The organism is Variovorax sp. MSC1_012 (assembly GCF_023667525.1).
In the GTDB taxonomy this organism is placed as follows: domain Bacteria; phylum Pseudomonadota; class Gammaproteobacteria; order Burkholderiales; family Burkholderiaceae_C; genus Variovorax; species Variovorax beijingensis_B.
The window spans coordinates 4428348-4448703 of the sequence record NZ_CM174443.1; the positions used below are offsets into that span (position 1 = coordinate 4428348).

A 20356-nucleotide genomic window follows, 5' to 3' on the forward strand; every position below is an offset into this window, starting at 1 on the left:
TCGACATTTCTAAAAACATATGGCGAGTGTCGGCGCGTCCCTTTTCTCTACCCGGCCCCAGCTCTCCTGGGACTTTGCGGCACTGACCGACGTCGGCCGCGCGCGGGCCCACAACGAGGACGACCTGCACGTCGACCCCGCCCTCGGCCTGGCCGTGCTGGCCGACGGCATGGGCGGCTACAAGGGCGGCGAAGTGGCCAGCGCCATGGCCGTGTCGCTGGTGCACGCCAGCTTCGCGCGCTGGTTCGCGCAGGCCGGCCTGCAGGCGCCCGCGCGCGTGGTCCGACGTGCCTTGCAGGCGGCCACCGACGAGGCCAATTCCGCGATCCTCGACGCCGGCATCGCCAATGCCGAACTCCAGGGCATGGGAACCACCCTGGTGCTGGCCGCATTCCGGCCCCAGCGCGTGCTGGTCGGCCACATCGGCGATTCGCGCTGCTACCGCCTTCGCAACAACAAGCTCGAGCAGCTCACGCGCGACCATTCGCTGCGCCAGCAGCAGCTCGACGCCGGTGCCATCACGGCCGAGGAAGCGCTGATCTCGCCGCACCGCAACCTGGTGACGCGCGCCATGGGCGTGGAGCCGCAGGTCGTGCTCGAGATGCACGAGCACACCGCCAGGCCCGACGATCTCTATATGCTCTGCTCCGACGGGCTCAGCGAGATGGTCCCGGATGCGCAGCTTTTCACGCTTTTGAATCACGATGTCGAGCTTCAGCAGAAAGCATCACTCCTGGTGGCCGTTGCCAACGACAATGGCGGCCGAGACAATATTTCAGTTGTCCTGGCCAGGGCGCGCGTTGGCAGTGCGCTTGAATAAAAACATGCATTCAGGGAGTCGGCAATGCCGAAGATGATCATTTCGATCGATGGCACTGTCATCGGGCAAATGGCGCTTGCCAAGGACCGGACCACGCTGGGGCGGCGCGCCTACAACGACATCGTGCTCGACAATCTCGCGGTCAGCGGCGAGCATGCCGTGCTGCACATGCGCGGTGGCGAAGTCGAAATTGAAGATCTCAACAGCACCAACGGCACCTACGTCAATGCGATCGTCGTCCAGAAGCAGCAGAAGCTCAAGGACAACGACGTCATCGAAATCGGCGGCTGCCGCCTGCACTTCCGCGCCCGCAGCAGCGCGGCTTCCGATACCGGTTCCACCCGCGCTGCGCGGGGCGACTACGCGGCCTCCGTCCCCCTGTCGGCCGCGCCCACCGAAGCCGGCGCGCTGCTCGAACTGGGCGTGCCCGTGCTGCGCGTTCTCTCGGGCACCGACCAGGGCCAGGAAGTGCCGCTGCAGAAAGTGGTCACCACCATCGGCAAGCCCGGCGTCGCAGTGGCCGTGGTCACGCGCCGCCGGCAGAGCTACCTGGCTTCCACCATCATGGGCGGCGTCACGCTCAACGACGCTCCGCTCGGCGCCGAGCCCGTCGGGCTGCAGGAGGGCGACGTGCTCGAGCTCGGCGGCACCACGCGCATGCAGTTCGTGCGGGTCTGATTTTCCTTGCGGCGGCGCGGCGCCAAGGGTGCGCTGGTGACTGCCATGAGGCGCCACTGGCCGCGCATTGCCATCACCCTGCTGCCGGTCCTGCTCGCGCTCGCGCATGCCGCCGGCCTCTGGCGCCTGGATGCCATCGACCGGCTCGACCACCTGATCTACGACACCCGCCTGCGCGCCACCATGCCGGGCACGCTCGATCCGCGCATCGTGATCGTCGACGTCGACGACGCCAGCCTCACCCGGCAGGGCCAGTGGCCTTGGTCGCGCGACAAGCTGGCCCGGCTCACCCGGGAACTCACCGGGCGGCAGCAGGCGGCGGCGCTGGGCTTCGACGTGATGTTCGTCGAGCCCGACCGGAGCGCCGGCCTCGACAAGCTGCGCCAGATCGCGCGCGGCCCGCTGCGCGACATGCCGGGCCTGTCTGCGGAAATAGACCGCCTCGCCCCCACGCTCGACAACGACGCCATCTTTGCCGCCGCCATGCAGGGCCAGCGCGTGGCGCTCGGCTACTACTTCACGCGCACCGAAAAGCCCGGCGCCAAGGGACAGCTGCCGCCGGCCCCCGTGCTGCAGGCCGGGGCCTTTCCGCCGGGCCGCGGCTATGCCACCGCCTGGAACGGCTTTGGCGCCAGCCTGCCCGTGCTGGCCGCTGCCGCGCCAGCGGCGGGTTTTCTCAACACGCTGGTCATGTCGAACGGCGACGGCGTCATCCGCGCCGTGCCGCTCATCGCCCGCTATGAAGGCGACCGCGCCCTGCCCGGCTACTACGAGTCGCTGGGGCTCGCCGTCTACCGGCTCGCCAGCGGCTCGCCGCCCGTGCGGCCGGCCTTTGCGTCGGGTGGTGCCGCGCCCCCGCTCCAGTCATTGCTGGTCGGCGGCCTGCGCATCCCCGTCAACGAAGCCGCTTCCATGCAGGTGCCCTTCCGCGGCCCCGGCGGCGCGCAGGGCGGGTCGTTCCGCTACGTGTCCGCCGGCGACGTGCTCGAAGGGCGACTCGCACCGGGCGAGCTGAAGGACCGCATCGTGCTTGTCGGCGCCACCGCGCCGGGCCTGCAGGACCTGCGCGCCACCCCCGTCGGCGCCGCCTTTCCCGGCGTCGAAGTGCATGCCAACATCGTCTCGGCCATGCTCGACCGCCGCCTGCTCGCGGTGCCCGACTACGCCCCCGGCTACGAAGTGCTCAGCGTGCTGGCCGCGGGCCTGGTGCTCGCACTCGGCCTGTCGCTGCTGCCGGCCCCGCGCGCGGTGGTGCTGGCCATTGCCACCGTCGCGGCGCTGGTCGGCGTCAACGCCTGGCTCTACCAGCGCCACAGCCTCGTGCTGCCACTTGCTTCCGCACTGGCCATGGCGGCGCTCGCCTTTGCCTTCAACATGGGCTGGGGCTACTTCATCGAATCGCGCGCGCGCCGGGGGCTGGTGCGGCTCTTCGGCACCTACGTGCCGCCGCAGCTCGTCAACGAAATGCTCGCGACGCCCGGCCGCTACAGCATGCGCGCCGAGAGCAAGCACATGACCGTCATGTTCTGCGACATGCGCAACTTCACACGCCTGTCCGAGCAGATGGCCCCGGCCGAACTGCAGGCCTTCCTGAACAACGTGTTCAACCGGCTCACCCACGTCATCAGCACCCACCGCGGCACCGTCGACAAATACATGGGCGACTGCGTCATGGCCTTCTGGGGCGCCCCCATCGACACCCCCGACCACGCCACCCTGGCCGTGCGCGCCGCGCTCGACATGGCCGAGGCCGTGCGCGACATCAACAACATCCACCGCACCACCGGCCGCCCCGAGATCAGCGTGGGCATCGGCCTCAACAGCGGCGTCATGAGCGTGGGCGACATGGGCTCGGCCGCGCGGCGCAGCTATACCGTGGTGGGCGATGCGGTCAATCTCGCCTCCCGCCTCGAAGGCCTGAGCGTGCACTACGGTGTCGAGATCGTCGCCAGCGGCGCCACCCGCGAACTCGCGCCCGGCTTCGTCTGGCAGGAGCTCGACAGCGTGCTCGTCAAGGGCCGCGCCCAGGCCGTGGCCGTGTTCACGCCGCTGGGCGCCGCCACCCAGGAAGCCGAAGCGCCAACGCCTGCCGCACTGCAGCAATCCGCGCAGCTGCAGCGCTGGGCCGAAGTGCTTGCCGCCTACCGCCGCCAGGACTGGGCCATGGGCCGAAACTTGCTGGATCCGCTGTTGGCCGCGGATGCCAAAAAAGTCCTTTACCAGCTCTACGCACAACGATTAGCCTCCATGGCGTTGCGGCCCCAAGACCCCGAATGGGACGGCGCAACCCGGTTCGAAACCAAATGACGGCAGCAGAAGACACAAGCAGAGGGTCTCTCACAATGCAGGTTCGCGTGCTGGGTTGCTCGGGCGCCATTGCCAAGGACTGCCGGACCACCTCGTTCCTGATCGACACCGACCTGCTCGTCGATGCGGGCACCGGCGTGGGCGACCTCACCCTCGAAGAAATGGCCGGCATCGACGACGTGGTGCTCACCCACAGCCACCTCGACCACATCGCCGCGCTGCCCCTCATGCTCGACGCCGTGGCCGGCCGCCGCACCCGCCCGCTGCGTGTGCACGCGCTGCGCGCCACCATCGAGGCGCTGCGCGCCCATGTGTTCAACAACGTCATCTGGCCCGACTTCGAGAGCATTCCCAGCCCCGAGGCGCCCTTCGTGAGCTTTCACGACATTGCCGTGGGCCAGGTGCTGCAGCTGGGCACCGCCGCCCCCAAGCGCATCGAGGTGCTGCCGGCCGTGCACACCGTGCCCGCCTGCGGCTTTGCCGTGAGCCGCGCCGAGGGCGGCGCCAACTGGGTCTTCACCGGCGACACCGAGCGCAACACCCCCTTCTGGGACCGCCTCAACGCCCTGGACGTGGCCATGCTTGTCATCGAAACGGCATTCAGCAACCGCGAGCAGGCCCTGGCGGAACGCAGCCTGCACCTGTCGCCCCGCGCGCTGGCCGACGAGCTGGCGCATATCGATCCGGGGAAGAAGTTTCCGATCTACATCACGCACACCAAGCCTGCGGAGACCGAAGAGATCATGTGGCAGATCGAGCAGCTGGCGGGGCACCAGGTGGCGGGGTTGGCGCAGCGGGATATTCGGTGGTTGAAGGCGGATGGGGTGCTGACGTTTTGAGTCTGTGGCGGGGAGAGGCCTGACAAATTTGTCACGACTCGTAGCACCTGAGGGCTGTTTGTGTCACTTAATGTAACTTTTGTGGGCACAAAGTACTCGATTTTGGCGCCGCACGGCCTCGGTAGGGGGATGGCACAGATGCTGCGGAAGGTACTGCGCTCCGGGCTTGGTTCCCGGGCTGTACAAACCAACCTGGAGTTTTTGAATGAACCGTCGTTCTATCGCACGTGCTGTGCAAAAGGGTTTCACCCTTATCGAATTGATGATCGTTGTGGCGATTATCGGTATCTTGGCTGCTGTGGCTCTGCCGGCGTATCAGGATTACACGGTGCGCGCGCGTGTGTCGGAAATGATTCTGGCCGCGTCTGCCTGCCGCACTTCGATTACTGAAGCAGTCGCAACGTCACCTGACGCGGCCATGGGTACCCGTCTGCAGAACTCTTGCCAAGCTGGCACTGCTACAAGCACCAATACCAAGTTCGTGACATCTGTCGACACCTCGGCAGCCGGCGTGATCACGGTTGTTGGCGATGCAACGGCTCTTGGTGGCGCCGTGACTGCAACTACCAACGCGATCAGCATGGTTCCATATATCGGTGCAACGGCTTTTGTTGCTACGACCGATGGCGGCAAGACCATCACTTCTTGGAAGTGCGGCCCCGCTACTACCAATCCGCTTGCGACGAAGTACCTGCCCGGCTCCTGCAAGTCGACCACCTAATTGGGCTACGTGTCACCAAGAGGCCCTTCGGGGCCTTTTTTTTTATGTTCAAACCTCTTCGTTGGCGAGCCGCGGGCGCACACCTTGGAGCGGGCCTTGTAGTTAGCGCTGCCCTTGCCGCTGTTGTTTTCTTAGCGTGGTACCCCGCGCCGCTGCATCGGTTGGCTGGCGGAACGCACTTGTTTTTTATTCTGTTGGCCGTGGACGTGATCCTTGGCCCGTGCCTTACCTTTGTAGTTTTTGGCGGTCACAAGTCGGTGCGCGAACGCATCCTCGACGCATCCGTGATTGTGTTGATACAGTTGGCCGCGCTGATCTACGGTATGCATGCCCTCTACGTTGCCCGGCCCGTGGCGCTGGTCTACGAATACAGCAAGTTCACCGTGCTGCGCGCGATCAACGTTCCCGACGCCACCGGCCATGAATTTTTAACGCGGACTACGGCACGGTTTCACGGCATACCTGTAATTGCGCTTAGGCCGTTTACCAGTCCTGAAGAGAGTACGCGCTATACCTTCGAAGCTCTGAGCGGGGCGCCGCTCCAAGCTCGACGTGAACTGTGGACAGCGATAGAGAAAACCGATCTGACAGCGCCTAACGCCGGTCATGGTCTTGAGCGACTTGCCGGCAGTGACCGACAAATAGCATTGCTTCAGCCGGTGATCGCGGATGCCAAGCGGGCGCACCTAGCCGAAACGAGCCTTCGTTTTCTACCAATCACTGACCGTGACGAGGCATGGGCAGCCGTTTTTGTTTCCTCCTCATTTCGGGTGATCGATTTAGTCCCAATTGATCCCTATGAGAATGCTACGAAGTGATGTCGTTGTTTCGTCCTTTCGATCGCACGCAACGCATCGTTTTAGCGATGTCTTTGCTCATCCTGTTTGCCCTTTCCATTGGCTGGACTCTTCTCGCGGGCAAGGACATTAACTTTGACCAGCTGAACTACCATCTATACGGCCCTCGTCTGCTGCTCGAGAACCGGTGGCAGGTTGATTATTTCGCTGCAAGTCTGCAGACATACCTGAACGGGGTGTCGTACCTTCCGTTCTATTGGATGGTGACCCAGGGCTGGAACGATCGTCTCATTGCGATCATTTTGGCGGCAGTTCATTTCGTGAACATTCTTCTGGTGCTCGCATTGATGGCTCGATTGCTTGAAGGATCGGCGTGGCAGCGACTCGCACTCCTCGTTATTGCAGGTGCGCTGGCTCTGATGGCGCCGATGTATCTGATTCAAGTCGGATCTTCATTCAATGATCCATTGAGTTCCATCTTCGTGCTGGGTGCGCTGCTGCTTTATGTGTCGCATGAAGAATCGCGTCGCGTTCTTTGGTCGCTGGTGCTGACCGGTCTGTGTCTTGGTGTTGCGCTGGGCATCAAACTGACCAATGCCATTTTTATTTTGAGCCTGTTCGCCGTCGCTGCCGTCGACTACGCGCTGAGGTTCTACCGTCGTGACACATCTATTCTGGTGCGGGCAACCGTACTTGGACTTGGGTTGGTCGTCGGCTTTCTTGCATTGCATGGCTACTGGAGTTGGAAGCTTCTCATCAACTTTCATAGCCCAATTTTTCCTTATTACAACAATCTATTTCACGCCCCTGATTTTCCCGACATAGCTATCCAAGACCGGCGATTCCTTGGTGGTGGGTGGTTAGGGCTCTTCATGCTACCCTTCCAGATGGTCCGCTCTGAGGCGTGGATCTACACCGAAACCATTGCACCGGATTTGCGCTTCGCAGCACTGATCATCTTAATGGCAATTCTGGCTGCGTCTTTTGTAATACTTCGACTCCGAAGGATTGGCCAAGCAGCGTTGCACGGGCCTACGCCTGCAAGTACGCAGAGGCATGTTACCAAGCAGATCGTTCTTTTCTTTGTCGTTTCGTTCCTCATCTGGGGAGGGCTGTTCCGCATTGGTCGCTACGCTCTTGTGCTGTGGTTGATGCTTCCGGTACTAATCATTGCGGTGCTTCAGACGCAACTCTTTAAGCGCTATGCCATCGGGCTGGGCGGCATGATCGTCCTCGCTCAAGGCTTACTGAGTGCAGAGAATAGGCTAGAGCGTTGGGAGGGAACTCGCTGGTCTGGCGCTTGGCTCGACCTTGATATACCTCGTCAAATATCGGAGAGCTCTGGCATATTTTTGTCGCTGGAGACTCAATCATTGTCTGCCGTTGGGCTCAAACTGTCTCCCGACGCAGCTCTCCTGAATTTAACAGGGCAGTATGTACAGCCTAGCGGCACAAGCATGCCACCTCGGTTGCGAGCAATTCTTCAGAATGAGATGCGCCCTATCTATCTGATGAGGTCGTTCAATCGGGCTGAACAAGTGATTCAGGCAATTGATTGGGAACGCATTGATTGGTCAGGCTTGAACACTGTATTAATGCCCTACGGCCTCAAGATGACGCCAGGTGGCGAATGCGCGCGTGGCGCGCTGAACTTCACTCCCACAACTTTTTTTGCGGAAAGCACGCGTCGCGGTGGCTACGAGATTTTCTTTTGTCGGCTGCAGCGGGCGAGCCAAGGCGAAGTAGCCGCTGCCGTCGCGCAACAAACACGATTTGATCGGCTGTTTGAGCACTTAGAGCGTAGGTGCCCAAGCAGCTTCTATCCTCCAGGGTCGAGCACTGTATTGACCAGTGGCCAATACGTTCGATCCTATTTCAACACTGGCACGCACATGTTGACGTCTCAAGGGGTGCTTTACGCGGGGGCGCTTCGTCGCTTAGAACTTAATGCGTTGGCGGATCTTGAGAAACCGATTGCAGAGCTGCTGGATACACCTATCGCCTGCCCACCTGCTGTCGTCGAGAGAAACCTCCGTTAGCTGTGAAGCATCGAGATTCATTTGTGCTGTGCCTGATCTAGTTGTAGAAGGCCGGACGATGGGCCATTCACAAAGGGCTGAATGACACATGAGCATTGCGGCTGGCGTGAGCGGCTCGGCGACGCTGCCGCTGAAAAACGGCGGCGAACTTTCACGACGCTGAATACGAAAGGACTTCCTCTTCGTTGAGGTCGTCATCCTCGGACTGCTGCAGCACTGCCGTTCGGGCTGGCAAGCCATACGTGCCGATGGTGCTATGGGCGAAGAACCGAGCCGTTCTTGCTCAGCGATGCAACAAAATGTTGCCGTTCGTCCATTCAAGTTAACCGATCGTCGGCAACTGTCACCGAATCGGCAAAGCTTCAACTAGGCTCCCGCGTTCCAACGCATCACTTGCCTATGAGCACGAACCGCCTCGATTTTCAATGCCGTCAGCGCGGCTTGACGGCCATAGAGCTGCTGGTCACGCTCGCCATCTTGGCAATCCTGATCGGCATTGCCGCCCCCTCGATGTCGCGCTTCATCGGCCAGTGGCGCGCCTCCAATGCCGTCAACGCTCTGACCGGTTCGCTCCGTACCGCGCGCACCGAAGCCATCGCTCGCGCGCGTCCCGTCGTCGTGTGCCGGGTGGCTTCCAACAGCTCCACGACTTGTCTGTCCACCGCGGGCACCAACGGGTTCGCCAGCGGCTGGATCGTCTTCGTCAACAATGATCGCGACACCAGCTTCGACTATTCCCCGACAAACGGCGACGAACTGCTGCTGCGCCAGGAAGCGCCTGCTGGCATCGCGAACATCACTCTGACGAACGCGGGTCGCTTCGTTTTCCTTCCTAACGGTCTGTTGAACGCCACGGCCAATGGTGTCGACATCGACGCCACCGGCTTCAACAGCGCCAGCACCACGCCATGGCTGCGCAAAGGCCTCTGCATCACCAAACCCGGCCGCATTCGCTCTGTGGCGAGTTCGGCCAACTGCGGCGACAACGAAGGATGAGACCGCAACGATCGGCTGCTTCTATGCAGCCCCGACCTCTTTTCACGGACATGAGAATCCACAACACGCAGGAGCGAGGCGCCACGCTCATCGAGGTCATGGTGGCCATCGTCATCTTGGCCGTGGCACTGTTCGGAATGGCGGGACTCACATCCTCGGCCATCAAGTACAACCAGTTTTCCCGTATGCAGGCGACGGGTCTGAGCTTGGTGGCCGATTACGCGGAGCGCGCCCGCGCCAATCTCGCGGGCTTTGCTGACTATGCCTACACCACGGCCTACAGCGCCAGCTCGCGTTCAGCTGCCACGACCGACCCCACGGCGGCACCGACCAGCTGCCAAGTCGATACCTCCACTCCAACCAACCCGATAAACACTTGCGGCTCAGCCATCGCGGACTACGACCAGTCCCAGTGGCTCACCAACGTCGCCAACCGACTGCCGGGCGGCACGGCCTACGTCACCACGGAATTGACGCCCGCTCCACCTGGCGTGAACGGCTTGCCGGCCACCCGCGTGTTGAACATCTGGCTGATCTGGAACGCCATCCGGGAGGAGGACGGCTTTCGGCAGCAGCAACTCTGCCCCACGGGCGCCAACATCTCGGACCCCACTACCGTGAACTGCATGTACTTCCGGATCACGCTATGAGAAGAAAGGCACTCTTCCTTCCACCGCGGGTGCGCCATGCAGCCGATGGCTTCACGCTGGTCGAACTGCTGATCTCCTTGACGATCGGATTGGTGATCTTGGCGTCCAGCCTGTCCATGTATGTCGCGTCCAGCCGCGGCAGCCAGATGTCTCAGGTCGAAACGCAGATGAACGAGGACGGCATCCTCGCCATCAACCTGATCCAGCAGCAACTCAAGCAGGCCGGCTATTCCCGTCAGATCATTCCAGGCAGTGGCGCCAGTGTGATGGGCAACTACGCAGGCCCCGCAGTGCGCGGATGCGACGGCGGCTTTACGGATGCGGGCGCCGCCTTCGGCAGCCTCACGTGCGCCACGGGCGCCGGCAGCGACGCAATCGCCATCCGCTACGAGGCCACCGTCGACAACACCATGCCCACGGCAGATACCCCACCTTTGGCGACGAACTGCGTGGGCAACGGCATCAACGCCGCGACGCCGTCACAGGTGGCCCCGGCTCCCACGCCCGCGTCTGCAGCCGGCAATTACGCCCTGGCCGACAACCGCTACTTGGTCACCGACGCCAGTGCGCAGCCCATGTTGTCCTGCCAGGGATCGGAAAAGAGCGGCGCCGGCAACGTCATCGGCACTTCGCAGCCGCTGCTGTCCAACGTCGAAAGCATGCAGATCCTCTACGGCGTGGCCAGTCGTCCCAGCGCCGAACTGGCCGCCACCTACGATCCCATGCGGCACCAGATCATCAGCTATCTGAATGCGACCGGCGTAGACGCCCTGGCCAGTACCGGCGTATTGCCCAACATCACCGAAGACCGCTGGGGCCGTGTGCTGAGCGTACGCGTATGCCTGCTTATGCGCAGTGACCAGCGCGTGGGAGACGTGCCTGCTGGCGGCATGTCCTACAAGGACTGCAGCAATGTCGACAAGACCGGCACCGACGGCTATCTGCGCAGGGCCTACATCACCACGGTTCTGCTGAGAAATCGCCTGGTCATTCAATGACAACAATGCCCTTCGCCCCCTCCGGCCCGCACGCTTCCTTGCGTCGCACCATCGGCAGCCTACGTCCCCAGGAGCGCGGCGTAGTGATGGTCATCACACTGATCCTGATCGTGATCCTGACGCTGCTGGGCACCTTCGCCATCCGCAACGCCACTCAGAGCGAGCGCAGCATCAACGGCATCCGATCGGCAGAAGTGGCCCGCGAAGCAGCGGAAACCGCCCTGCGCTTCTGCGAGCAGGTGGCCATCTTCGACGGCGACAGCAAGGACTACACCGAGTACGCCACCACTGGCCTGCGCGACAAGATCATCACGACCACAGTCGGCTCGGAATCCGATGCCGAGGCCGCATGGCGCACCAGTTCCAACTGGACGGGCGGCAATGTCATCAATGTCCCGGCCGCGTACTTCAAGAAGACCACTGGCGGCAGCGCCGACGCTGATGCCTTGCAGCTGGTCACTGCACCGCGTTGTCTCATCCAGAAGATCGAAACCACCTCCACGCCCAAGCTGACCGGCTATCTGATCACCGCCCGAGGCTTTGCCAACAACGCCGCTTTCGACACCTCGACCGGGAAATCGACCAAGGGCGCCGAATCGTGGATGCAGTCCGTGCTGACGCGCGGCAGTTGACCACCACCATGCACCCATCCATCACTGCAATGACACGCCAACCTTCTGATTTCCGCCGATCCGGTCGCGGCTTCACGCTGATCGAAGTCATGATCGTCGTTGCCATCGTCGCCATCCTGTCGATGATTGCGATGCCTAGTTACCAAGAATATGTGCGCCGGTCCAAGCGCGCCGAAGCCGAGGGCATCCTGATGGAAGCCGCGCAGTTCATGCAGCGCTATTACTCGGCCAACGACCGCTATACCGCCACTGCTGGTGGCACTGCTACCACTGAAGTCGTGCAGGAAGTCGACAACGTCAGCATCTTGCCTGCCAGTCTGCGCCAATCACCCAAATCGGGTTCTGCCAACTACACCATCGCCGTCTTGGCGCGTGACACGCCGCCCAGCTACACCCTCAAGGCCACCCGCACCGGCAGCATGACCGGCGACAAGTGCGGCACGCTGGTTTTAAGCGGGCAGGGCGTCAAAGGCATGGAAAGCGCGACCACCGGCCTCACCGCTACGGATTGCTGGAAATAGCAACAGCAGCCATTGGCTGGCTGCACACACACGCCCATGAAGCCCTTGATCGATAGGGAAGATCGCATGAAAACCACCCCCCCAGTTCTTGTTCTTGCACCTGCCAGAGCCGAGCGCGCGCGCTTGAGCCTGCTGCTGACGATCGTTGGCCTTGCCGTGGCTTGGGTTGCCGCCGTCCTGCCCACTGGCGACGCGCTCGCCGCCGATGCGCCGAGTCAGGCACCCCTGTACAGCGCTGTGCCGGGCGCAAAGCCCAACCTGATGTTTGTGCTGGACAACTCGGGATCGATGGGGTTCGAATACCAAGAAGGGTATTCGATGGGAAGCGATTGCAAAAACAGCAATTGCAATTTCGCATGGTATCGCATGCGTTCAAGCGACGTTAATACGCAATACTACAACCCTGCGATCACCTATCTGCCAAGAATTGAGCCGGCCGGTGCTTCGATGGTGAATCCCCTTGCCTTTGTTGATAATCAAAATTCGGGCAGATTTTATATAAACGCGCCAAGCGTCGGCTACTCGTGGGGGTTAGATCGTGGGGGGAATCCAACTGGGCCATACGTGCCTTATTACAGTCCCTATACAGACAAAAATTCAATTCCTTCCGGAAGCAAGTTCACTTATGTGCAGTGTCGCAGTGAAAATTGCTCCAGCTCGAATCGAACGGTCACGGAAATAGCCTACCCAGTTGGTTCCGATACCGTCGACTTGCCCTCTGACCACAAACGTACAGACTGTGGAAAGAACACGACCACGTGCACCAAGGCGTTGGAACTCCAAAACATCTTGAACTGGTATCGGTGGTATCGCAACCGGGCGCTTGCGGTTGGTACGGCCGTGGGTCAAGCGATGCAAAGCTATGAGAATAAATTCCGGGTCGGATATAGTCAATACAACTTCACCAACACCGGTAACCAGACCAGTGGAAGAGCCAGTAATATCGTACGTGGTGTACGCTATTTCAAGGATGATGCGGTCAATTCAAGCAACAAATGGAAAACACAATTTTACGATTGGATTTACGGCATCATTCCAGCCCAAGGAACGCCAAGCCACAATGCCCTAGTCCTTGCGGCCAATTATTATGCTGGTAACGTAAAATCCGATTACGGCAATCCTTGGAAAAATGATCCGACGAGCACCGCTGATGTCAGCAACAGTCAAGACTTGAGTTGCAGGCGCGCATATTCGATCGTGCTGTCTGATGGCGCTTGGAATGCTGAAACCTCAACAAATGCCGGCACCAAATATGCAAGCACCCAAGGAACCAATTACAGCGGAAATCCAGGAGGCAATGCGGCTGCACTCCAATTCGATCCCAGTGGGGCCGTCGGTTACAACAGCAACGATTTGGCAACCAAGCTGGCTGCCCGAAATCTCTACATCCCCTACAGCGACGGAGGAATCAGCAGCAAGGGCTTCGCCGACCTGACCGCCCGCTATTTCTGGAATACAGACTTCTCCTCTCTGCCGAACAACGTCCCTTCCATTGGGGGTCAGCACAATCCCACGTTCTGGCAGAACATGACCACCTTCACCATTGGTTGGGGTTTGACGCCATCCGGCGATGCAGGCGCTTCGGGCGGCTTGACCTGGGATCAAATCAACAAATACAACAACGATTGGCTTGCAGGACAAGCGACTACGCGACCCAAATGGGCCGATGGCTCGTCGAGCGTCAATCTGGATAGCTCGGATACGAGCGATTCATTGCGAGTGAATGATTTCATTCGCGCAGGCTTCACCGGCGGTGGCCGTGCCTACAGCGTCTACTCGGGCGAAGACGTTCGCCGAGCCCTCGACAATGCACTGAGCAGCATGGTGGGCTCAGGCAACGATGCCGGCGTGGCGGTTTCGGGCAACAGCAGCGAATTCCAGACCCTGGAAAACCAATACAAATACACGACCGAGTATCAGACCGCAGACAACAGCGGCGACATCAAGGCCTTCCAGTTGAATGCCAATGGCGGTTACCTGTCGGTGGATACGTCCGGCAAGCCGATACCCGCCTGGTCTGCCAATACTAGGATGCCGACCTTGGCAAACCGCAAGATCTTTGCGTTGTCGGACTATGACGCCAATGCGCCCGACGCAGCGGCCGCCAAGCGCAAGGAACTGAACTCCACCACGACGCTAACGAGCCTCCCGGCCGACTTCAAGGCACTGCTGAACGCAGACAGCCTGCAGAAGACCGACAACAGCTTTATCCGCTACATGTTGGGCGAAGACCCGCAGACGGATATCAACGGCACCATCTACCGTTCGCGCAAGCAGCCGATCGGCGCCTCGGTCAACTCGCCGCCGGTGTTCGTGGGGGGGCGCATCGACATGGGCTACAACACCTATGGTTCGGTCGATGGCAAGGACGCCTATGCCGCCTACAAGACGCGCAAGACAACGCTGCCGCCCACCATCTTTGCCGCCACCAACAACGGCAAGGTGCATGTGCTGAACGCCGCCAAGAACGACACCACGCTGACGGGAGTCCCGGCCGGCACGGAACTGGCCGAGTTCATGCCTAAGGGCGCCATGGCCTCGCAGATCGACCTGGCGAACACCAATTTCCGCTTCCGCTACACGCTGGATGGTCCGCTGGTAGAGCAGGACGTCTATGACACGAGGAGCCAGACTCCCGCGGGCGGCACGGCCGCTTGGCGCCAACTGGTACTGGGCACCGGCGGGCGCGCGGGCAGCTTCATGTATGGATTGGAGTCGCCCATGAACGAGGGCAACCGGACGCCAACCAAGAATCACTTCCTCTGGGAATTGGACAACAAGACCACTGGCTACGGCGATCTGGCCAATGTGACCAACAACCCAACCGCGGGCCAATTGGACGACGGTACCTGGGTCATGCTAACGGGGAGCGGGCACTACGCGGCCTCGGGCAAGAAGATCGGCCTGTATGTGGTGGAAGCGCTGACCGGCAAGCTCAAGGCATTCATTCCACTGCCGGCAGGCTTTGGCACCGACGACACGGCCAACGGCGGCAACCGCGGCCTGGGCGGCGTGGTCGCCGTGCGCGACACCAACCGCAAGATCGTGGCGGCCTATGCGGGCGACGCCAATGGCAACCTGTGGCGCTTCGACCTGCGCAGTTCGAAGTTCGTTGTGTCTTATGGCAGGCCGTTGTTCACCACCCCGCTCGGCAAGAAGCAGCCCATTTACGCCACGCCGACATGGCAGACTCACCCCGGTGACGCAACCGCCTGCACGTACAGCACCACCTCGCAGTGCGGCGCCATCGTGGTGGTGGGCACTGGCATCCTGCTGGACGAGGACGACCTGGCGACGCCGGCCACGAAGCAGGCCATCTACGGGATCTGGGACCAGACGCCGATCGGTGGTGACGACAAGACAAGCTTCGGCAAGGTCACGGTCACGGATCTGGTAGCGCAAACCATCGACCTGAGCTCGGCGAAGGACGGGACGGGCATCGAAACTGGCAAGAAGTTCTACCAGGTCAGTGCCAATCCGGTGGACTGGAAGACGAAGAAGGGATGGCTGCTGAATCTGGGCGTGATTACCTACACCGGCGCCATGGCGAATGGCGAGCGGGTAGTGGGCGATCTATCCAACCTAGGGAGCAGTGTCATCATCACGTCCTTCCTGCCGGAGGACAAGAACCTGACCCTCGAGTCCTGTACGGCCACCGGCAGTCTGCCCAACATCATCTATGTCTTGGACGCCTTGACCGGCAAGAACAAGTATTCCTTCGACGTCGATTCCAATGGCAGTTTTGACCTCTATTCCATCGTTTCCATTCCTGCCGGCGGCTTCACACGCGGAAACGTGAGTTCGCGCAACTTGATCGGCCAGCCCAATGAGGGGCGTCCGGATCTGAAGCCCGACGTTGACTGCACCAACGAATCCGGTTTCCTGACCGGTGTGGGGGGCACGCAGAAAGCCGGCGACGGCTGTGTGGCCAAGGCCTGGCGCCGCAGCTGGCATCCGGTGGTCTCCCCGCCGTTCTGAGCAGGATGTCAGGATGTCGACAAGAGCGTGCTGAGACGGACCCGACGTCTGCCCGAGATCTGAGCCAAGGGCACAATGCGGGCGGATGACCGCCGACATTGCCCGCGCTCAAAAGCCTGCGGCTCAGCGTGTAGTTTTCGTGACCCAGGCAGGGCTGGTCGCGTTTCCGTTCCTCTGCCCCCTCGTCGCCGGCCCTTCGGTCCAGGCCTGGCAGCTGCTGGCCACCTGGGTCTGCCTAGCGGCGATGCTCCTGGCCGTTCCTGCCGCCGTGCCGGCGCGCGGCATCTGGGCCTGGCTCGGCGCCGGAACCGCGGCGGTCGTGCTTTTTTCCTCCCCGCATGCCACCGCCGCCTCGTGGCTGCCCGCCGTGGTCGTACTCGCCGCCATGGCGGCTGCGGCCTGTGTCGGCGCGGGCATGGGGCGCGGCGGGCCGGGCACCTCGGGGGTGCTGGCGGTGGGCGTGCTCGTGGCCGGCCTGGTCAGCGCGGTGCTCGGGCTGCTCCAGTACTACGGCCTGGCCGAGCCGCTGGTGCCCTGGACCACCACGCCCGCACTCGGCCAGGCGTATGGCAACCTGCGCCAGCGCAACCAGTTCGCCACGCTGATCAGCATGGCGCTGGTGGCGGCGCTCTGGATCTACGCTGTGCAGCCTTCAGCGCGCATTCGGCGCTGGCTGGTGGCGGCGGTGCTGCTGCTGCTGGTGGCCGCGGCGGCGTCCACCTCGCGCACCGGGCTGCTCCAGCTGCTGTCGATCGTGGGCGTTGCCGCCTTTATCGCGCGGCGGGAGCGCCGTGGCATGGCCGCCGAGCACGCCGGCACGCCCTTCAGCCTGCCGCCGCCGCTGGTGCTGTTGGCGATGGTCCCGGTCTATTTCGCCATCGCGTGGGCGCTGCCGCAGCTTGCGGCGGGCGAGGTCGAGGGCATGATGCAGCGGCTGCAGGAGGGCGCGCCGGGCGACCACACGCGGATGATCCTCTGGCGCAACGTGCTCTCGCTGATTGCCGCGCATCCGCTCGCGGGGTGGGGCTGGGGCGAGCTGGCCTTCGCGCACTACAGCACGCTGTACGACGGGCCGCGCTTCCCCGAGATCCTGGACAACGCGCACAACCTGCCGCTGCACCTGGCGGTGGAAATGGGCATTCCGGTGTCGGTGCTGGTGTGCGGCGGCTTCCTCTGGATGGTGATGGGGGCCAGGCCCTGGCGCGAGCGCGATGCGGTGCGGCTCATGGCGTGGGGCATGCTGGGCGCGATCGCGCTGCACAGCCTGCTTGAATATCCGCTCTGGTACGGGCCATTCCAGCTGGTGTTCGGGCTGTGCCTGGGCATGCTGTGGCCGGCGCGGGGCGCCGCAACGGCTTCATCGCTGCGGCAGCGCTTCAAGGCCCGGTGGCTCGAGCCGCCGGTGTTGTCTTCGATTGCGGCCACGGTGCTGATGGCGGTGGTCGGCTATGCCACCTGGGATTACATCCGCATCAGCCAGATCTACCTGCCGCGCGACGAGCGCCTGCCGGCCTATGAAGACGGCACGCTCGCCAAGGCCCGGAAATCGTGGCTCTTCGCAAGGCAGGTCGACTTTGCCGAACTGACGCTCACGGCCGTCACGCCGGCCAACGCGGCCGCGATGCATTCACTGGCCGAGCGCACGCTGCACTTTTCGCCGGAGCCGCGCGTGATCGTCAAGCTGATCGAAAGCGCCGAGCTGATGGGGCGGGGCGAGGAAGCCCGCGACCAGGCGGAGCGTTTCCGCATTGCCTTTCCGGCGGAGTACGAGCGCTGGCTGAAGGGGCTGCCCGTGGATGGGCTGGCACCCTAGCCTTGAGGGGCTGCCAGGTAGCTGCCCGACTTGCCCCCATGCTTCTCCAGCACATGCACGTCGGTGATCCGCATGCCCCGGTCCACGGCCTTGCACATGTCGTAGATGGTGAGCAGCGCCACCTGCACGGCGGTGAGCGCTTCCATCTCGACGCCGGTCGGCCCCACGGTCTCGACGGTGGCGGTGCACACCACCTGCGGTGCATTGCCTTTTTCGGCCAGCGCAAATGCCAGCGCCACGCGCGTGAGCGCCAGCGGGTGGCACAGCGGGATCAGGTCGCTGGTCTTCTTGGCGGCCTGGATGCCGGCGATGCGGGCAATGCCGAGCACGTCGCCCTTCTTGGCGGTACCCGATTCGATCAGCGCCAGCGTGGCGGGCTGCATCTCGATGCGGCCCGTGGCCACGGCCACGCGATGGGTGGCGGGCTTGGCCGCAACGTCGACCATGTGGGCCTGGCCCTGGGCATCGAAATGGGTGAGGGAGCTCATGGTGTGAACGATCGGTGTGGAGGTGCATCATACGAGCCCGAGCCAATGGACGAGGAATGCCGCGCTTGACTCCCTTTGCCACCAAAAAGTCCACCACAAAGACTTCCGCCGCGCCCGCCTTGCGGTCGCTCTGTGCTGCCGTTTTGATAGCGGGCCAGGTCCTGCTGCCGGTGCCGGCCCGCGCCCAGATGCAGGTGCTGCCGGGCCTGGGCGACGGCGGCGAAATGACCGCCAGTGCCGAGCGCCAGCTGGGCGACCAGATTGCGCGCGAGCTCTACCGCGACACCGACTACATCGACGATCCGGTGGTCGCTGCCTACGTGCAGGACATCTGGCAGCGCCTCTTGGCGGCCGCCCGCCAGCGCGGCGAGCTCACGCCCGAGCTCGACGAGCGCTTTGCCTGGACCGTCCTGCTGGGGCGCGACCGCAACATCAATGCCTTTGCGCTGCCGGGCGGCTACCTGGGCCTGAACATGGGCCTGATTGCCACGGTGGGCAGCCGCGACGAGCTGGCCACGGTGCTCGGGCACGAGCTGTCGCACGTCACGCAGCGCCACATCTCGCGCATGATGAACCAGCAGGGCAAGCAGTTGCCGCTGATGCTGGCCGGCCTGATCCTCGGCATGATCGCGGCCAGCAAGAGCCGCAACGCCGATGCGGGCCAGGCCGTGATGATGGGTAGCCAGGCGCTCTTCATGCAGAACCAGCTGAGCTTCTCGCGCGACATGGAGCGCGAGGCCGACCGCGTCGGCTTTGGCGTGATGACGCAGGCGGGCTTCGCGCCGCAGGGCGCGGCCGCCATGTTCGAAAAGCTGCAGTACGCCTCGCGCCTGAACGACAACGGCTCCTACCCCTACCTGCGCAGCCATCCGCTCACCTCGGAGCGCATCTCGGACATGCAGGGACGCTTCCAGTTCCGCCTCGATACCGCCCCGGCCATGCCGCTGGCCATGGACCACGCGATGATCGCCGCGCGTGCCCGCGTGCTCACGCGGCCGGGTGTGGACGTGCTGCGGCTGTGGGTCGATGCGGCCTCCAGCGGCGAGTTCGCCAAGAGCAGCGCGGCCCAGCAGGCCGGCACGCTCTACGCGGCGGCGCTGTCGGCCAAGGAACTGCGCGACTTCCGCGCCGCGCGCGCCATGGCCGAGCGGCTGACGGCGCGCACCGCCGACGATCCCTCGGCCGCCAGGCTGGCGCGCTGGCTCAATGCCGAGATCGAGCTTGCCGGCGGCGGCGCCCCCAAGGCCGCCAGCCTGCTCGACGCCAAGTCGAAGGAGCGGCCCGAGATGCTGCTCGCAGCCGATGCCGCCGTGGCCACGCGCCAGCCCGCGCCCATGGTGCCGGTGCTGCGCGACTGGGTGGCCACGAATCCGCGCGACGCCACCGCCTGGCGGGCCCTGGCCAATCTGTATGGCGCGCAGAACGATTCCGTGCGCGCGGTGCGCGCCGATGCCGAGGCCAACGTGGCCATCCTCGACTATCCGGCCGCACGCGACCGCCTCAAGGCCGCGCAGGAGCTGATCCGCAAGCCCGGCGTGCCCGTTGACCACTACGAGGCGTCGATCATCGACACCCGCGCGCGGGCCGTGGAGGTGCTGGTGAAGCGGCAGGCCGAGGAGCCGCCGCTGAGGTGAGCGAGGAGAGCGCTCGCTGCTCGCCTTGGCGGCTCAGCGCTTCGAGAGCAGCCCGCCCAGCGCGGCTTCGATGAGCAGGCCCAGCAGCGAATAGATCAGCGAGCCGATCAGCGCCGCCACGAAGCCGCTGACCTGGAAGCCGGACAACAGGCCCGATGCGGCCCAGAACAACAGCGCATTGATCACGAACAGGAACAGCCCGAGCGTGACGATGGTGACCGGCAGCGTCAGCACCACCAGCACCGGCCGCACGACCATGTTGAGCAGGCCGATGACGGCTGCCGCGATCAGCGCGGAGCCGAAGCTGGCAACCTGGACACCGGGATAGAGATAAGCCACCGCCAGCAGCGCGACAGCGCTGAGCAGCCATTTGATGATGATGCGCATGCGGCGCAGGATACCCCAGAGCCCCCAAAACAACGAGCCCCGGAGCGTTGCCGCGCCG

The 20356-nt window shown here is 63.1% G+C and carries 17 protein-coding genes and 1 pseudogene; 16 read left to right on the top strand and 2 right to left on the bottom strand.

What is annotated here, in order from left to right; genetic code table 11:
* The first annotated feature begins 19 nt into the window (after positions 1-19).
* The 15 genes and pseudogenes from L1081_RS20760 (at position 20) to L1081_RS20830 (ending at position 17789) form a co-directional block, all read left to right on the top strand.
* Positions 20-820 (top strand): Stp1/IreP family PP2C-type Ser/Thr phosphatase, encoded by an 801-nt coding sequence (locus tag L1081_RS20760; RefSeq protein ID WP_489413869.1) that lies wholly within the window; start codon positions 20-22, stop codon positions 818-820.
* Positions 821-844: 24 nt separating this feature from the next.
* Positions 845-1498, top strand: coding sequence for an FHA domain-containing protein (locus L1081_RS20765; RefSeq protein ID WP_489413870.1), 654 nt, complete (start codon positions 845-847; stop codon positions 1496-1498).
* A gap of 36 nt (positions 1499-1534) precedes the next feature.
* Positions 1535-3805, top strand: coding sequence for a CHASE2 domain-containing protein (locus L1081_RS20770; protein WP_489413871.1), 2271 nt, complete (start codon positions 1535-1537; stop codon positions 3803-3805).
* 35 nt (positions 3806-3840) lie between these two features.
* Entirely contained in the window at positions 3841-4644 is an 804-nt protein-coding gene (locus L1081_RS20775) for an MBL fold metallo-hydrolase (protein WP_489413872.1), read from the top strand.
* 205 nt (positions 4645-4849) lie between these two features.
* Complete coding sequence (locus L1081_RS20780) at positions 4850-5365, top strand: prepilin-type N-terminal cleavage/methylation domain-containing protein (RefSeq protein WP_489413873.1); 516 nt, start codon at positions 4850-4852, stop codon at positions 5363-5365.
* 44 nt (positions 5366-5409) lie between these two features.
* A pseudogene (locus tag L1081_RS20785) lies at positions 5410-5484 on the top strand (hypothetical protein); the annotation flags it as partial.
* 60 nt (positions 5485-5544) lie between these two features.
* Positions 5545-6183 (top strand): hypothetical protein, encoded by a 639-nt coding sequence (locus L1081_RS20790; RefSeq protein WP_489416861.1) that lies wholly within the window; start codon positions 5545-5547, stop codon positions 6181-6183.
* Positions 6180-8201: a hypothetical protein gene (locus L1081_RS20795; RefSeq protein ID WP_489413874.1), complete on the top strand. Its 2022-nt coding sequence runs from the start codon at positions 6180-6182 to the stop codon at positions 8199-8201. Before L1081_RS20790 ends, L1081_RS20795 begins: the two co-directional genes overlap by 4 nt.
* A 399-nt stretch (positions 8202-8600) precedes the next feature.
* Entirely contained in the window at positions 8601-9197 is a 597-nt protein-coding gene (locus L1081_RS20800) for a GspH/FimT family pseudopilin (protein WP_489413875.1), read from the top strand.
* Between the two features lie 50 nt (positions 9198-9247).
* The gene (gene pilV / locus L1081_RS20805) at positions 9248-9847 is read left to right on the top strand and encodes a type IV pilus modification protein PilV (protein WP_489413876.1); all 600 of its coding nucleotides are present in this window, start codon (positions 9248-9250) and stop codon (positions 9845-9847) included.
* Complete coding sequence (locus L1081_RS20810) at positions 9844-10845, top strand: PilW family protein (protein WP_489413877.1); 1002 nt, start codon at positions 9844-9846, stop codon at positions 10843-10845. The genes pilV and L1081_RS20810 overlap by 4 nt, the downstream gene beginning before the upstream one ends.
* A 5-nt stretch (positions 10846-10850) precedes the next feature.
* Complete coding sequence (locus tag L1081_RS20815) at positions 10851-11477, top strand: PilX N-terminal domain-containing pilus assembly protein (RefSeq protein ID WP_489413878.1); 627 nt, start codon at positions 10851-10853, stop codon at positions 11475-11477.
* Positions 11474-11998: a type IV pilin protein gene (locus L1081_RS20820; RefSeq protein ID WP_489413879.1), complete on the top strand. Its 525-nt coding sequence runs from the start codon at positions 11474-11476 to the stop codon at positions 11996-11998. Before L1081_RS20815 ends, L1081_RS20820 begins: the two co-directional genes overlap by 4 nt.
* A gap of 66 nt (positions 11999-12064) precedes the next feature.
* Positions 12065-15976: a PilC/PilY family type IV pilus protein gene (locus L1081_RS20825; protein WP_489413880.1), complete on the top strand. Its 3912-nt coding sequence runs from the start codon at positions 12065-12067 to the stop codon at positions 15974-15976.
* Between the two features lie 85 nt (positions 15977-16061).
* The gene (locus tag L1081_RS20830; RefSeq protein WP_489413881.1) at positions 16062-17789 is read left to right on the top strand and encodes a Wzy polymerase domain-containing protein; all 1728 of its coding nucleotides are present in this window, start codon (positions 16062-16064) and stop codon (positions 17787-17789) included.
* On the opposite strand, the gene moaC is transcribed toward L1081_RS20830, so the two are convergent.
* Positions 17786-18277 (bottom strand): cyclic pyranopterin monophosphate synthase MoaC, encoded by a 492-nt coding sequence (gene moaC, locus L1081_RS20835; RefSeq protein WP_192324895.1) that lies wholly within the window; start codon positions 18275-18277, stop codon positions 17786-17788. The genes L1081_RS20830 and moaC overlap by 4 nt on opposite strands.
* A 56-nt stretch (positions 18278-18333) precedes the next feature.
* Between moaC and L1081_RS20840 the strand changes: the two genes are divergently transcribed.
* Positions 18334-19911 (top strand): M48 family metalloprotease, encoded by a 1578-nt coding sequence (locus tag L1081_RS20840; protein WP_489413882.1) that lies wholly within the window; start codon positions 18334-18336, stop codon positions 19909-19911.
* Positions 19912-19944: 33 nt separating this feature from the next.
* Here L1081_RS20840 and L1081_RS20845 read toward each other — a convergent pair whose 3' ends face one another.
* Positions 19945-20298 (bottom strand): phage holin family protein, encoded by a 354-nt coding sequence (locus tag L1081_RS20845; protein WP_489413883.1) that lies wholly within the window; start codon positions 20296-20298, stop codon positions 19945-19947.
* Between the last annotated feature and the right edge of the window lie 58 nt (positions 20299-20356).